The 14930-nt window shown below is 72.9% G+C and carries 10 protein-coding genes; 3 read left to right on the forward strand and 7 right to left on the reverse strand.

The features are described from left to right. Both ACIPAE_RS14550 and ACIPAE_RS14555 read left to right on the forward strand, forming a co-directional pair. Positions 1-678, forward strand: coding sequence for a histone deacetylase (locus ACIPAE_RS14550; protein ID WP_329370225.1), 678 nt, complete (start codon positions 1-3; stop codon positions 676-678). Between the two features lie 94 nt (positions 679-772). Further along, positions 773-3787 carry a bifunctional [glutamine synthetase] adenylyltransferase/[glutamine synthetase]-adenylyl-L-tyrosine phosphorylase gene (locus ACIPAE_RS14555; protein ID WP_402445281.1) on the forward strand — a complete coding sequence of 1005 codons (3015 nt, stop codon included), beginning with the start codon at positions 773-775 and terminating at the stop codon, positions 3785-3787. A 118-nt stretch (positions 3788-3905) separates the two neighbouring features. Here ACIPAE_RS14555 and ACIPAE_RS14560 read toward each other — a convergent pair whose 3' ends face one another. The 6 genes from ACIPAE_RS14560 to ACIPAE_RS14585 all read right to left on the reverse strand — a co-directional run bounded on the left by ACIPAE_RS14560 (position 3906) and on the right by ACIPAE_RS14585 (position 11310). Beyond that, positions 3906-4817 carry a phosphatase PAP2 family protein gene (locus tag ACIPAE_RS14560; protein ID WP_329370229.1) on the reverse strand — a complete coding sequence of 304 codons (912 nt, stop codon included), beginning with the start codon at positions 4815-4817 and terminating at the stop codon, positions 3906-3908. 89 nt (positions 4818-4906) lie between these two features. After that, the gene (locus ACIPAE_RS14565) at positions 4907-5947 is read right to left on the reverse strand and encodes a LacI family DNA-binding transcriptional regulator (protein WP_329370231.1); all 1041 of its coding nucleotides are present in this window, start codon (positions 5945-5947) and stop codon (positions 4907-4909) included. Positions 5948-5981: 34 nt separating this feature from the next. Next, complete coding sequence (locus ACIPAE_RS14570) at positions 5982-7805, reverse strand: glycoside hydrolase family 13 protein (RefSeq protein WP_402445284.1); 1824 nt, start codon at positions 7803-7805, stop codon at positions 5982-5984. Between the two features lie 165 nt (positions 7806-7970). Further along, entirely contained in the window at positions 7971-8876 is a 906-nt protein-coding gene (locus ACIPAE_RS14575; RefSeq protein WP_402445285.1) for a sugar ABC transporter permease, read from the reverse strand. A 13-nt stretch (positions 8877-8889) separates the two neighbouring features. Next, a complete protein-coding gene (locus ACIPAE_RS14580; RefSeq protein WP_402445287.1) occupies positions 8890-9888 on the reverse strand; it encodes a carbohydrate ABC transporter permease in 999 nt (332 codons plus the stop codon). 126 nt (positions 9889-10014) lie between these two features. Then, complete coding sequence (locus ACIPAE_RS14585) at positions 10015-11310, reverse strand: extracellular solute-binding protein (protein WP_329370234.1); 1296 nt, start codon at positions 11308-11310, stop codon at positions 10015-10017. A gap of 803 nt (positions 11311-12113) precedes the next feature. On the opposite strand from ACIPAE_RS14585, the gene ACIPAE_RS14590 reads away from it, so the two are divergent. Further along, on the forward strand, positions 12114-12650 hold the full coding sequence (locus tag ACIPAE_RS14590; protein WP_329370236.1) for a GNAT family N-acetyltransferase: 537 nt from the start codon (positions 12114-12116) through the stop codon (positions 12648-12650). A 48-nt stretch (positions 12651-12698) separates the two neighbouring features. On the opposite strand, the gene ACIPAE_RS14595 is transcribed toward ACIPAE_RS14590, so the two are convergent. After that, on the reverse strand, positions 12699-14819 hold the full coding sequence (locus ACIPAE_RS14595; RefSeq protein WP_402445289.1) for a hypothetical protein: 2121 nt from the start codon (positions 14817-14819) through the stop codon (positions 12699-12701). Positions 14820-14930: the final 111 nt, after the last annotated feature.

A 14930-nucleotide genomic window follows, 5' to 3' on the forward strand; every position in this document is an offset into this window, starting at 1 on the left:
ATGGGCGCGCACACGGTCTGGTACGTCTCCTACGGCTCGAACACGCATCTCGCCCGGCTGACCCGGTACCTGGTCGGGGGCCGTCCGGCGGGCGGCGCGCGGGCCTACCCGGGGTGCCGGGACGCCGCGCCGCCGGCCAGATCCGTGCCGTGGGAGCTGCCCGGCACCGTGTACTTCGCGACGCACTCCCCGGTGTGGGGCGGCGGCCGCGCCTTCTACGACCCGGACACGCCCGGCCGCGCCCTGGCCCGCGCGCACCTGATCACCGTCGGCCAGTTCTCCGACATCGCCGCACAGGAGATGTACGCCGAGCCCGGCCGCGACCTCGACCTCACGCGGGTGCTGGCCACCGGGCGTGACCGGCTGGGTCCGGGCCGCTACGAGACGCTGGTGCGGGCCGGCTCGCTGGACGGCGTGCCGCTGCTGACGTTCACCGCGCCCTGGTCGATGGCCGAGGTGCCGTGGACGGTGCCGTCCGCCGCCTACCTCGACCACCTCGCGGCGGGCCTGCGCGAGGCGGGCGGCCGGCGTGCCTCGGACATCGCGCGCTACCTCGCCGCACGTCCGGGCGCGGCCGGGCACTGGATCGCGCGCGACGGGGTACTCGTGCCCGCGCGGCAGGTCGATCCGGCGAACCCGCAGGCCCCGCAGGGCGCCCCGGGCCCGCCGGACGGCTAGGCTCGGAAGGGCGACTGGAGCGGGTGCGGCCGTTGGCCGTGCGGTGAGTGCGGGTTGTAGTGCGGGTTGAGTGTGGTGACCCCCGGGAGGGCCGATGCAGGGGCGACGCAGCAGTACCTTCTCCCGGTTGCTGCGGCACGGCTTCACCGATGCCGCGACCGCCGAGCGCCTGCTGGAGGACGACGTGCTGGCGGGCGTACGCGGTGACCCGGTGCTGCTCGAAGCGCTCGGCGCCACCGCCGACCCCGACCAGGCGCTGCTCGGCCTGGTCCGGCTCGCCGAGGCACTGGACCCGGGCGAGCGCCGCACCCTGCTGGACACCGTGACCAGCGCCAAACCGCTGCGGGACCGGCTGCTGGGCGTGATGGGCGCCTCCGAGGCGCTGGGCGACCACCTGGCCCGGCACCCCGAGGACTGGCATGCCCTGGTGACGTACGAGGCGCGCGACCTGCACCCGGGGGTCGAGGAGTTCGAGGAGGGGCTGGCCGCCGTCCGCACCCCGGACGCGCTGCGCGCGGCGTACCGGCGGTGCCTGCTCGGCATAGCGGCCAGGGACGTCTGCGGCACCAACGACCTGGTGCGTACCGCCGCGGAGTTGGCCGACCTGGCGACGGCCACGCTGCGGGCCGCGCTGGCGATCGCCGCCGCGGAGCTGCCGCAGGACGCGGCGGCCTGCCGGCTCGCGGTGATCGGGATGGGCAAGTGCGGTGGCCACGAACTGAACTACGTCTCCGACGTGGACGTCATCTTCGTCGCGGAACCGGCCGAGGACACCGCCGAGGGCGACGGCACCGCCGACGACACCGCGGCGCTGCGGTCCGCGACCCGGCTGGCCGTGCGGATGATGGGCATCTGCTCCGACACCACCGCCGAGGGCACCATCTGGCCGGTGGACCCCAACCTGCGGCCCGAGGGCAAGAACGGCCCCCTGGTGCGCACCCTCAGCAGCCATGTCGCGTACTACCACCGCTGGGCGAAGACCTGGGAGTTCCAGGCGCTGTTGAAGGCGCGGCCGGTCGCCGGGGACGCCGCGCTGGGCGCCGAGTACGTCGCCGCGATCCGCCCGATGGTGTGGCAGGCCGCCGAGCGGGAGAACTTCGTCACCGACGTGCAGGAGATGCGCCGGCGGGTCGTCGACACCATCCCCGCAGCGCAGGTCGAGCGGGAGCTGAAGCTCGGCCCCGGCGGGCTGCGCGACGTGGAGTTCGCGGTGCAGCTCCTCCAACTCGTGCACGGCCGCAGCGACACGAGCCTGCGCAGCGCCACCACCCTCACCGCGCTCGCCGACCTGGCCCGGGGCGGCTACGTCGGCCGCGCCGACGCCGCCGCGCTGGACGCCGCCTACCGATTCCTGCGGCTGATGGAACACCGCATCCAGCTCCAGAAGATGCGCCGCACCCACCTGGTGCCCGACGACGAGGCGGGACTGCGCCGGCTCGGCCGGGGCCTGGGATTTCGCGCGGAGCCGGTGCAGAGCCTCAACCGGGAGTGGAAGCGGCACGCCCGCGAGGTGCGGCGGCTGCACGAGAAGCTGTTCTACCGCCCGCTGCTGGACGCCGTCGCCCAACTCGACAGCGACGAGACGCGGCTGAGCACCGACGCCGCCCGGACCCGGCTCCAGGCGCTCGGCTACGCCGACCCGGTCGCGGCGATGCGCCACCTGGAGGCGCTGGCCAGCGGGGTCAGCCGCAAGGCCGCGATCCAGCGCACCCTGCTGCCGGTGCTGCTCGGCTGGTTCGCGGACTCCGCCGACCCCGACGCGGGGCTGCTGGGCTTCCGCAAGGTCTCCGACGCGCTGGGCAAGACCCCGTGGTACCTGCGGCTGCTGCGCGACGAGGGCGCCGCCGCCCAGCGGTTGGCCCGGGTGCTCTCCTCCGGCCGGCTCGCCCCCGACCTGCTGATGCGCGCCCCCGAGGCGGTCGCCCTGCTCGGCTCCAGGGACGGCCTGATCCCGCGCGACCACCTGGCGCTTGAGCAGGAGGTGCTGGCCGCAGTCGGCCGCGCGGACAGCCCCGAGCAGGCCATCGCGGCCGTGCGCGGGGTCCGCCGCCGCGAGCTGTTCCGCACCGCCGCCGGCGACCTGATCGACACCTACGGCGACGACGAGGAGTCCGACGGCCCGCTCGACCCGGCCGTCCTCGTCGACCGGGTCGGCACCGCCGTGTACGGGCTGACCTCGGCCACCGTGGCCGGCGCGCTGCGGGCCGCGGTCAACGCGGTCACCGGCGGCGACGCCCACCCGCTGCCCACCCGCCTCGCCGTGATCGGCATGGGCCGCTTCGGCGGTCGCGAACTCGGCTACGGCTCCGACGCCGACGTGATGTTCGTGCACGAGCCGCGCGAGGGCGCCGACAGCGGCGACGCCGGCCGGGCCGCGATCGCCGTCGCCAACGAGCTGCGCCGGCTGCTGCAGATCCCCACCGCCGACCCGCCGCTGCTGATCGACGCCGACCTGCGGCCGGAGGGCAAGTCCGGCCCGCTGGTGCGCAGCCTGGCGTCGTACGAGGCGTACTACCGGCGCTGGTCGCTGGGGTGGGAGAGCCAGGCGCTGCTGCGGGCCCGCCCGGTGGCCGGCGACCTGGAGCTGGGGGAGCGGTTCATCGCGCTGATAGACCCGTTGCGCTACCCCGAGGACGGTCTCGAAGAGGAGGCGGTGCGCGAGATCCGCCGGCTCAAGGCGCGGATGGAGAGCGAGCGGATGCCGCGTGGCGCCGACCGCACCACCCACGCCAAGCTCGGCCGCGGTGGGCTGTCCGACGTGGAGTGGACGGTGCAGCTGCTCCAACTCCAGCACGGCGCCCGGCTGCCGTCGCTGCGCACCACCGGCACCCGGGACGCGCTGGCCGCCGCGCACGCCGAGGGTCTGATCGCGGAGCCGGACCTGCGGATACTGGACGAGGCGTGGGTGCTGGCGACGCGGGTGCGCAACGCGGTGATGCTGGTCCGCGGCCGCCCCGGCGACACCTTCCCCGGCGACGGGCGGGAGCTGGCCGCGGTGGGCCGCTACCTCGGCTACCCGGCCGGCCACGTCGGCGACATGCTGGAGGACTACCGCCGCCGTACCCGCCGCGCCCGCGCGGTGGTGGAGCGGCTTTTCTACGAGGCGTGACGCGGATCGGGCGCAAGCGGGAGGGGTTGGAGACCTGCGGGTTCGGGACCTGCGGGTTGAAGCCCCGGGCCCGGGACCTGCCGAAATCAGGGCCCGCCGCGCTCAGGGCCTGCCGCGGTCAGCGCTTCGCGGTGTGCTGCTCCTCCAACTGCTGCTCCCAGGACCGCGGCAGGTGGTACACCCACCGTCCGTACAGCAGGCACACCAGGCCGTAGCCGGCGCCGAGGCAGACCACGCCGCCGATCGCGTCCAGCCAGAAGTGGTTGCCGGTGGCGATGATCACCGTGAGGGTGAACAGCGGGTAGAGCAGGGCCACCACCCGCACCCACTTCCGCTTGGCCAGGTTGAAGACGGTGACGCCGCACCACAGCGACCAGCCGATGTGCATCGACGGCATCGCCGCGTACTGGTTCGACACGTGCGCCAGGCTGCCCTGGGAGAGCGAGCCCCAGGTGTGGTGCACGGCGACCGTGTCGATGAAACCGGCGCCGGCCAGCAGCCGCGGCGGGGCCAACGGATAGGCCCAGAAGCCGATCAGCGCCAGCCAGGTGGTCGCGAACAGCACCAGCCGGGGCGGCGCGTAGCGGTCGGGATGGGCGACGTACAGCCACACCAGCACACCGATGGTGATCACGAAGTGCAGTGAGGCGTAGTAGTAGTTCATCCCCACGATCAGCCATGTCACCGAGTTCAGCGCATGGTTGACGCTGTGCTCGATGCCGAGGTCGAGGTGGCGTTCGAAGCTCCACACGTCGGCGGCGTGCCGCAGCGCGGTGCTGCGCTCGGCGGGGACCGCGTTGCGGATCAGGGAGTACACCCAGTAGCTGACGCCGATCAGCACCAGTTCGAACCAGAGCCGGGGCCGGCGCGGGGTGCGCAGCCGGTGCAGCAGCGCGCCGGGCGACCAGCCGGGGCCGGGCGCCCGATAGGCGCCGCCCGCGCCCCGCCCGGCGCCGTTTCCGGCGGCGTCCGAAGGGTCGGTACGACGGTCCTTCAGCGACTTGGCGGTGTTGGCGGTCGATTCCCCCATGGGACACCAGTCTGCCAGACCCGGCCGGTCAAACGGGTGCCATGCCCGCTGAACCGGACATCCCGCGTGTCGTGCCCGACCACCACCGGTCAACCGCCCGCCGGCGCCCCGCGGTCGGCGGGTCCGGCGGCCGTCGAGCCGCGGACCACCAGTTCGGGCATGAAGACGAACTCGCTGTGCGGGGGCGGGTTGTCGCCGATCTCCTCCAGCAGCGCGTTCACCGCGGCCTGACACATGGCGGGAACCGGCTGCCTGATGGTGGTCAGCGGCGGATCGGTGAAGGCGATCAGCGGGGAGTCGTCGAAACCGACCACCGAGATGTCGCCGGGCACCGTGTGGCCCAGTTGCCGGGCGGCGCGGATCGCGCCGAGCGCCATCATGTCCGAGGCGCAGACGATCGCGGTGCAGCCGTCGGCTATCAGCGCGCCGGCCGCGGCCTGCCCGCCCTCCAGCGTGTACAGCGAGTGCTGCACCAGCGCCTGGGCGTCGTCGGCCGACAGCCCCAGCACGTCGCCCATGGACGCGAGGAAGCCCTCGATCTTCCGCTGCACCGGCACGAACCGTTTCTGCCCGACGGCCAGGCCGATCCTGCGGTGCCCGAGCGCGGCCAGGTGCGTGACGGCCAGCCGGACCGCGGCGCGGTCGTCCACCGACACCGACGGCGCGTCGATCTTGTCGGAGTGGCCGCTGATCAGTACGAACGGCACGCCCTGGCCCTTGAGCCGGGCGTACCGCTCGGTGTCGGCGGTGGAGTCGGCGTGCAGGCCGGAGGCGAAGATGATGCCCGCCACCCCGCGCTCGACCAGCATCTCCACGAGTTCGTCCTCGGTGGAGCCGCCCGGGGTCTGGGTGGCCAGCACCGGGGTGTAGCCCTGCCGGGTCAGCGCCTGGCCGATGACCTGCGCCATCGCCGGGAAGATCGGGTTCCCCAACTCGGGCGTGATCAGCCCGACCAGGCCGGCGCTGCGCTGCCGCAACCGGACCGGGCGTTCGTACCCGAGCAGGTCCAGCGCGGCCAGCACGGATTCACGGGTGGCCGCGGAAACACCTGGCTTGCCGTTGAGCACCCGGCTGACCGTCGCCTCACTGACCCCCGCCTGGGCTGCGATGTCTGCGAGCCGCGCGGTCACAGCACCGGATGCTACGGGGCGGAACACCGCCATGTCAGATCGCCCACCAAATTGCCGTGTCGGCGGCGATCGTGACGAATTCGCCCGAACCTCCGGTAATCGGGTCGCCGTCGGTACCCAGCGGGTCGGGACGCCGGGTGTCCGGGCGCCGGGTGTCCGGTGCCGCGGCCGGTCCCTCGCTGGACAGCAGCAGCCGTCCCGGCCGGGGCAGCCGTACCGGCGAGAAGGTGGGGTTGAGGGTGCAGACGAAGGCGCCGCCGGTCGCGTCACGGCGGAAGGCGAGCACCCCCTCGGGCGCGTCGAGCCAGTCCACGGCGGTGCCGGCGCCGAGCGCGGGGTGGTCGCGGCGCACCGCGAGCGCGGCGCGGTACAGCTCCAGGGTCGAGTCGGGGTCGCCGGTCTGCGCCTCGACGCTCAGCTCGGCCCACTGCCCGGGCTGCGGCAGCCAGCTGGGCCCGCCCTCGGCCGGCCCGAAGCCGTACGGCGCGGCCCCGCCCGACCACGGGATCGGCACCCGGCAGCCGTCACGGAAGCCGTCCTGCCCGGCCGCGCGGAAGAACGACGGGTCCTGGCGCACCTCGTCAGGCAGGTCGGTGACGTCGGGCAGCCCCAACTCCTCGCCCTGGTAGAGGTAGGCCGATCCGGGCAGGGCCAGCATCAGCAAGGTCGCCGCGCGGGCCCGGCGCAGGCCGAGCGCGCGGTCGCCCGGGGTGCGCAACTGGGTCGGCGGCGCCTCGGGGTTCTGCCCCGCGCTGACCGGCGGGAGGTTGCCGAGCCGGGTGGTGTGCCGGGTCACGTCGTGGTTGGACAGCACCCAGGTCGCGGGCGCGCCGACCGCGCCCATCGCGTGCAGCGACCGGTCGATCACCTCGCGCAGCGCGCCCGCGCTCCAACCGGCGGTCAGGTACTCGAAGTTGAACGCCTGGTGCAGCTCGTCGGGGCGCAGGTAGAGCGCGGCCCGCTCGATGGTCGGCGTCCACGCCTCGGCGACCGCGATCCGCTCCCGGCCGCCGGCCGCTCCCACCGGCCCGTACTCGTCCAGGATCTGCCGCCAGTCCCGGTAGATCTCGTGCACGCCGTCCTGGTCGAAGTACGGCATCGCGGCGGTGCCCAGCAGCGCCACCTGGCCGGAGTGGCCGATGTCGGGCAGGCCCTCGGCCTTCACCAGGCCGTGCGCGACGTCGATCCGGAAGCCGTCGATGCCCAGGTCCAGCCAGAACCGCAGCACCGAGCGGAACTCGTCGTGCACCGCGCGGTGGTTCCAGTTGAAGTCCGGCTGCTCGGGGGCGAACAGGTGCAGGTACCACGCGCCGGGGGTGCCGTCCGGTTCGGTGACGCGGGTCCAGGCCGGGCCGCCGAAGATGGACTCCCAGTCGTTGGGCGGCAGTTCGCCGTGCGCGCCCTTGCCGGCGCGGAAGTGGAAGCGGTCGCGGGCCGCGGAGCCCGGGCCCTCGCGCAGCGCCTGCTTGAACCACTCGTGCTGGTCGGAGCAGTGGTTCGGCACCAGGTCCACGATGACGCGCAGGGACAGCGCGTGCGCGGCGCGCACCAGGTCGTCGGCGTCGGTGAGGTTGCCGAACATCGGGTCGACCGCGCGGTAGTCGGCGACGTCGTAGCCGGCGTCGGCCTGCGGGGAGGCGTAGAACGGCGACAGCCACACCGCGTCGACGCCGAGGTCCCGCAGGTAGGGCAGCCGGGCGGTGATGCCCGGCAGGTCGCCCATGCCGTCGCCGTTGCCGTCGGCGAAGCTGCGCGGATAGACCTGGTAGATCACCGCGTCGCGCCACCAGTCTCCGCGCCCGGCGTCTGCGTCGGTCGCGGCGGCGGTGCTGGGCGCGTCGGTGAGGTGCTGGCTCATTGATTCCCTTTGGGGTTCGGGGGAACGACTAAGTGGCGTGCGGACGTGCGCGGGTGTGCGTCCGGGGTGCCGGGCGCTGATGCGGGGCCCGGGGTCCGGGGTCCGGGGTCCGGGGGTCGGGGTGCCGGGCGCTGGGTCCGGGTCGGGTGCGGGGTGCTGGGCGCGTCAGCCCTTGGTCCCGCCGGCCGTCAGACCGGTGACCAGGTGACGCTGGACGAGCAGGAAGACGACGGCCGCGGGTATCGCGATGAGCACCGAACCCGCGGTCATCGCACCCCAGTTGGCGCGGATGCTGGACGCGTACGTGGGCAGTCCCGCGGCCAGGGTGTAGTGCGTCTTCATGAACTGGCTGGAGTAGGCGACCTCGCCCCACGCGGTGAGGAAGCTGTAGAACGCGGTGACCGCCAGGCCCGGCCGGGCCAGCGGCAGGATCAGCCGCCAGAAGGTGCCGAACGGGCTGAGGCCGTCCATCCGGCCCGCCTCGTCGATCTCCCGCGGGATGGTGTCGAAGTAGCCCTTGAGCATCCACGCGCAGAACGGCACGGCGATGGTGCAGTACACCAGCACCAGGCCGAGGTAGCTGTCGAGCAGGTCCAGCCGGGCCATCAGGTTGTACAGCGGGACGATCAGCACCGCGACGGGGAACATCTGGGTGACCAGGAAGATCCACATCAGCTGCCGGTGGCCGGGGAACTTCATCCGGGAGATCGCGTAGCCGGCGCTGGCCGCGATGAACACGCCCAGCAGCATCGTGGCGCCGGCGACGATCACCGAGTTGAGCATCCAGTGCGGGAAGCCGCTGTGCAGCAGCACGAACCGGTAGTTGTCCAGGCCCAGATGGTGGATCACCTGGCCGGGCTGCTGCCAGGCGCTGTCCGGGCCGAGCGAGATGAAGACGATCCACAGCACCGGGAAGACCGCGACGGCGCTGGCGGCGATCAGGGTGGCGTGCAGGGCGAGCGAGGCGCCCGTGCCGCGCTCGCCGCGGCCACGCGGTGTGCGGCTGTCCTGTCCGCGGCCGGGCCGCACCGGGCCGCGCGGGTTCCGGCCGCGCTGAATGGTGGCACTCATGGGTGACGGCTCCTCAGCTCTGCTCGGTCTTGATGCGGCTGCGGTAGAAGGTGGAGAAGGCCACCAGGATCAGCAGGATGACGATGCCGTACGACGCGGCGCCGGCGTAGTCGGAGATGCCGACGAACGCCTTCTCGTAGGCGAACGTCACGAGGATGTCGGTGTCGCCGCTGGTGTTGCTGCCCAGCAGCAGGTAGATGATCGGGAACATGTTGAACGTCCACACGGTGCTCAGCAGGATCACCGTGCTGGTCACCGGGCGCAGCCCGGGCACCGTCACGTTCGTGAAGCGCTGGAACGGGGAGGCGCCGTCCATCTCCGCGGCCTCGTAGAGCTCGCCCGGGATCGACTGGAGGCCGCCGAGGATCGCCACCATCATGAACGGCACGCCGCACCAGACGTTGACGATGATGACCGCGACCTTCTGCGCGAACGGGGTGCCCAGCCAGTCCTGGGACGGCAGCCCGACGACGTTGATGACGTCGTTGAAGACGCCGTACTGCGAGTTGAACATCAGCCGCCAGGCGAACACCCCGACGAAGGCGGGCACCGCCCACGGCAGGATCAGCGCGAGCCGGTACAGCAGCCGGAACCGCATCGGCCGGTTGAGCAGCACCGCCATGCCCAGTCCGATGGAGTAGGTGATCCCGACGCAGGCGACGGTCCAGATCACCGTCCACTCCAGCCGCGGGTAGAAGTCGCCGTCCTGGCCGGAGATGATCTGCCAGTAGTTGTGCAGGCCGACGAAGTGGTAGCTGGCCGGCACGTGCACGGGGCCGATGTCGGTGGCGACGTTCTGCGCGGTGGCGTTGGTGAAGGACAGGTAGACGCCGTATCCGAGCGGGTACAGCACCAGGACGCCGAGGACGATCACCACGGGGGCGACCATCGCCCAGGCGTACCAGTGCTTGTCCCAGGAGCGGGCGATCGACGTCAGCAGGCCCTGCCTGGGCTCCTTGGACCGCGCGGGGCGGCCGGGGCGCTCGGCCCGTTCTACGGTGGCGGTGGTCATCTCTCCTCGGCTCTGTCGTTGCCTGGGGCGGGTGGAGGACCGGGCCGGCCGGTCGGGCGCGTGGGCCCGCCCGCCGCGTGCTGCGGCGGGCGAGACCCCGGCCGGCCGGCCCGGAGCCGGTGGGTGCTACTGCACCGAGTAGTCCGGCAGCAGCTTGCCGAACTGCTTGGCCGCGTCGTCCAGTCCGCCCTGGACGGTGGCCTTGCCCTGGAGGATCTTGATGTACTCCTGCTGGAGCGGGGTGAACAGGCTGCCGACCTGCGGGAGCGCGACCCGCGGCCGGGCGGTGTCCAGGATCGGCTTGAACCCGGCGATCTGCGGGCTCTTCAGCACGTCGGCGGTGTACGCCGAGGTGCGGGTGGGCAGCGTCCCGTTCTTCACCGCGATCTGCTCCTGGCTGGCGGTGGAGGTCATGAACTGGGTGAACAGGTAGGCCGCGGGGAGGTTCTTCGAGCCCTGGTAGACGGCCAGGTCCTGGCCGCCGGTCGGGGCGAGCGGCTTGCCGGTGGAGCCGGCCGGCACCGACGCGTAGCCGAGGTTGCCGCCGTCCTTGAAGGCCGAGCCGGTCAGGTCGTCGCCGACCGACCAGGGGCCCTGGATCAGCATGGCGACCTTGCCGGTCTTGAACGACGTCTGCATGTTGTCGTAGGCGTTGGCGAAGTCGATCTTCAGCGAGGAGGTGTCGTAGATCTTCTTCGCCTCGGTGACGGCCTTGACCGCCTCCGGGGAGTTGACGGTGACCTTCTTCGCGGACGGGTCGGCCAGGTCGGCGCCCTCACCGAAGAGGAAGGGCAGCAGGAAGTACGAGTCGGGGTTCATGTAGGTGCCGGTGACGCCGGTCTTCGCCTTGATCTTCGCGGAGTCGGCGACCATCTCGTCCCAGGTGGTCGGGGGCTTGGCGATGCCGGCCTGGGCGAACAGCTTCTTGTTGTAGAGCAGCCCGAGGGTGTCGGTGACCGACGGCACGGCGTACGACTTGCCTTCGTACTTCGTGGTGTTGAGCGGCCCGGCCACGAAGTCGCCCGTGTCGGTGAGGGCGGTGGTGCCGTCCAGCGGCGCGATGTAGTGCAGCGAGGCGTACTCCGGGATCAGCCCGACGTCGGTCCTGATCACGTCGGGCGCGCCCTTGCCGCTCTGCGCGGCGGTCTTGAACTTCTGCTCCACGGTGGTGAAGTCCACGTTCTGGTAGTTCACCTTGATCTTGGGGTACTTCTTCTCGAAGCCGGAGATCAGCGCCTTGTACGCCGGTGCCTCGACCTTCGCGTCGGAGGTGTCCCAGTACGTGACCGTGCCCGACACCTGGGCGGGGTCCTTCGCCTTGCCGCTGTCCTGCGTGCTGCCACTGCCACTGCCGCCGCCACAGGCGGTGGCACCGAGGACGATGGCCGCGGCCATCGCCACGACGGATATGCCGCGTCGCATACCTGACTCCTTGATGAGGGAAGTGCCCGTTCACCCGATCCGACGTCGAACGACCCCACCCACAGGCCGTTTCCGCTCGGGCTGGGCAGGACCGTAACAGCGGTGCAACACTTTGCGAAAGAGGCTGCAAGAAACTTTCTGCAAGAGCCTGCACCGCCGATCCACCGCCCCTCCGCCCCCACCCGAGGGCTCCCGGCCCCCGACGGCGCCCCCGGCGGCCCCTCCGCGTCCCGCCCACCCGAAAACGCTTACGCCCTTTTGCAGCAACCCGGTTGCCGCCCCACCCCACCCCTCGAACGCCTCCGCCGGACCGGGGCCAAGCCCGGTCCGGCGAAGGGGGTGTGCTGGGTTGGTGGGTGAGTCCGGCTCAGCCGGCGTTCGTGAAGAGTTCGTCGACGGTGCTGAGGTCGGCAGGACCTCGATCGCCGGTTGGTGCGGAATCCGCACGCCGAGGATGCCGAAGACGGGGGTGAGGAGTTCGGGGCGGTCCTGGAATATGCGATGCGACGCTTCGTGTCGGGAAGTGACCATGGAGTGACCACATGAGAGCCGTTCGGATGCGAGCCGTTGATCGGGAATTGATCACCCGATGGAGTGATTTGACCGGATGAATCGGCCAACTTCCCGGCCGGAAAGAGCTGAAGGGAGCTCGCTGTGAGCTTTCCGGGGAGCGGGGTCTGCACAACATCCGCACAGGGACTGCGTGTTGCGGGCACGACCTTCACGGGGGCGTCGCAAGTGAGGCGTGTCACCCATGCCCCGGGTGGGGGAACCTTTGGGGCATCTTGCGCGTCCATGTACCCATGAGCACCCCGCAACTCGAGATCCGGCACGCCTCGATCGAGGATTTGGACGAGATCTGTGGAGTCCACGCCCGAGCCAGGGCCACGTATTACGGGGGACACCTGGCGAGTGAGGTCTACAGCGGGCCGGCCGAGTTGGAGCGGCAGCGGGCGGGGACCGCGCAGGCGATCGTCTCGCGGGAGCGCACCGTGCTGTGTGCGACGCGGCAGGATCACATCGTGGGGTTCGCGGTGCTCGGCGCCCGGTTCGACGGCGACGAGCTGTTCCACTTCCACATCGACCCCGAGGTGTGGCGCACCGGCACCGGCACCGCGCTGCACCAGGCGTGCGTCGCCGAGTGGCAGGCCGCCAAGGTCGCCGTGGCCCGCCTGGAGGTCTTCGCGCCGAACGCCCGCGCCCGCGCTTTCTACGCCCGGCAGGGCTGGGAGGAGGACGGCCGCGACGACGACCACGTGACGATGCGGCTCCTGGTGCCGCAACTCCCGGCCCAGCCCCCGGTCCTGACCCCGAGCCCGGCGCCCTCCCAGCCGTCCTAGCCCGACCCGGGCTCCGGCCCCTTTCGGCCCGCCAGGCCCCGGCCCGTCCTAGTCGTTGCCCAGCGGCGCCAGCGGCTTGCCGTCGGTGAGGCGCCCGGTGAGGGACGCACGGGTGCCGCGCGCGGCCGGGGTCGCCAGGAAGGGCCCCTCGGACGTGGCGTTCACCCCGTGCGTCGCCGTGATCGACGCGGTGTCACGGCTGCCGGCCGCCAGCAGGTACCAGTGGTCCGCGGGCGACTTCCACATCACCCCGGCCATCACATGCTGGTCGAAGCGGCTGCACGCGTTCCCGTCGGCCTGCTGCCCGGCCAGCGTGCCGAGTTCGTCGGCCTTCGCGGCGGGCGGCACGAACTGGACCAGCGCGATGCCCGGCCCCCGCCAGGTGTCCGCCCGGTCGCACGTCCACGACGCGTCGCCCGCGCCCTCGGGCAGCGCGGTGTCCGCGAACTCCCAGTCGTTGACGGCCTTCACGCCCTGCCCGCGCAGCTCGACCAGCCGGCACGCGCTGTGCGCCCAACTCACCAGCGCCTTCGGCCCGGTGGCCTCCACCGGCGGCGCCGCCTCGCCCACGGACGGCGGCGGGGTGTACGTGAGGTGCACCGGCGCGAGGTCGCCGAGGTCGGTGAGCAGGAAGGAGTGCTTCTCGGCGATCGAGCTGGAGGAGCGCAACTGCATCACCGGCCAGGTCGTCCCGCACGCCGCCGAACCGGTGGTCCCCGCGGTCGCGCCCGCCCCCGGCATCGGCACCGGGTCGGTCACGCCGTCCGCGGAACGGTGCAGGTCGGTGGCCGCCTGGTCCGGCTTGAACAGGTCCCTGACCTGCGTCTGTGCCACCCACGGCGCGGTCAGGAAGCGGGCGTTGCCGTCCACCCGGTCCACCAGCAGCGCCGCCGACGTGGTCAGATCCGCGTCCTCGGCCTGCGCGAAGTCCAGCGCGGCCCGGCCGGAACCGGTCCTCGGCTGGGCGTAGCGCACCACCCGCAGCCCGTCGTAGAAGATCACCACGGTCGCGGCGTCCTCGTCCCCGGCGAAGAGCAGTTGCGGCGGCTGCGCGGGGCCGCTCCTGGGGGTGCCCGCGGTGGAGCTGACGTCCACCGACGCCCCGGGGTTCGCCCACACCGACAGCGCCCGGCCGAGCAGCGCGGTGTCCTTCGTACGGTTGCCGCGCGCCGGCCAGGCCGAGAAGTCCAGCCGGGCGGTGGCCTTCCACTGGGTGGCCGGCACCCGGACCAGCGAGGCCGGGTCCAGCGCGTGCGGGTCGGCGGCGGGCGTGCCGGAGGCCGCGTAGTGCTGCGAGGAGGAGCCGCTGCCGGCGATCGCGAACAGCAGCGCGCCGGCGGCGACCACCGCGGCCGCGCCGCCGCCGATCCGTCCCCGGCGGCGGCGCCGCAGCAGGTCGGTGGGGCGCAGTTGCAGCGTGCAGGCGTCGAACTCGCCCGACGCCATCAGCCGGCGGCCCGCGGCCGGGCCCGCCGCCGTCGTGCCGGAGCGGGTCCCGGCACCGGTGAACGCGCCACTGCCCAGGCCCAGGTCCAGGCCCGGACCGGCGTCGACGCCCGCACCCGTCACGACCCCGGTCACCATGCCCGGCATGGCACCCGTACCGGTGCCGCCCGCGGCCGCCTGCGCGGGGACGCGGACGCCGGCCGCCGCCCGTACCGCCTCGCGCGGGTCGCTCACGCCCGCCGCGTCCAGCACGCCGCGCGCGTCCGGCTCGCCCAGGGCCTCCGCGGACATCAGCGCGTACGCCGCCCGGGCCGGGGCCGGCAGCGCGGACAGCGCGCGGTAGAGCGCCAACTCCCCGTCACCGCCCGCCTGCGGGTGCGCCCGCAGCCCCACCACCCGCGGCATCCGTACGCCCTCCAGGGCCGCCCGCAGCCGGCCCTGGTCGCCGAACTCCAGTGCCGCGCGCAGCACCCGCACCCGCAGCACCCCGTACGCGCCGCCCTGCCGCGAGGGCGCGGGCGAGGTCGGCAGCGCGGACTGCACCAGCCGGTGCGCGGCCATCGCCCGGCGGTGCTTGCCGAGGCCGGCCGGCAGCGTCACGTAGGCCAGCCGTACCAGCCGCGGGTAGTGCTCGATCAGGGCCGCCTCGGCCTGCGCCACCGACACGGTGGCGGACGAGCCGCGGGAGGATGCGGAGGTCTCGGATGCCGCTTGCGTCTTCACGCAGTGTCGAACGAGCCGTCAGTGCGATGGTCACCCGGCGGCGTCACCCGATCGTGTGAGCGCCGCCGCGGCGGGACGCCGGAGGGACAACGGCAAGGGCGCCCCCGCCGG

This window comes from Streptomyces sp. NPDC087270 (assembly GCF_044744625.1).
GTDB lineage: Bacteria > Actinomycetota > Actinomycetes > Streptomycetales > Streptomycetaceae > Actinacidiphila.

Excerpts from the sequence above, each read along its gene's own strand:
- ACIPAE_RS14580 (WP_402445287.1), bottom strand. The coding sequence starts at position 9,888 with ATGACCACCGCCACCGTAGAACGGGCCGAGCGCCCCGGCCGCCCCGCG.
- ACIPAE_RS14560 (WP_329370229.1), bottom strand. The coding sequence starts at position 4,817 with ATGGGGGAATCGACCGCCAACACCGCCAAGTCGCTGAAGGACCGTCGT.
- ACIPAE_RS14550 (WP_329370225.1), top strand. The coding sequence starts at position 1 with ATGGGCGCGCACACGGTCTGGTACGTCTCCTACGGCTCGAACACGCAT.
- ACIPAE_RS14570 (WP_402445284.1), bottom strand. The coding sequence starts at position 7,805 with ATGAGCCAGCACCTCACCGACGCGCCCAGCACCGCCGCCGCGACCGAC.
- ACIPAE_RS14575 (WP_402445285.1), bottom strand. The coding sequence starts at position 8,876 with ATGAGTGCCACCATTCAGCGCGGCCGGAACCCGCGCGGCCCGGTGCGG.
- ACIPAE_RS14555 (WP_402445281.1), top strand. The coding sequence starts at position 773 with ATGCAGGGGCGACGCAGCAGTACCTTCTCCCGGTTGCTGCGGCACGGC.
- ACIPAE_RS14590 (WP_329370236.1), top strand. The coding sequence starts at position 12,114 with ATGAGCACCCCGCAACTCGAGATCCGGCACGCCTCGATCGAGGATTTG.
- ACIPAE_RS14585 (WP_329370234.1), bottom strand. The coding sequence starts at position 11,310 with ATGCGACGCGGCATATCCGTCGTGGCGATGGCCGCGGCCATCGTCCTC.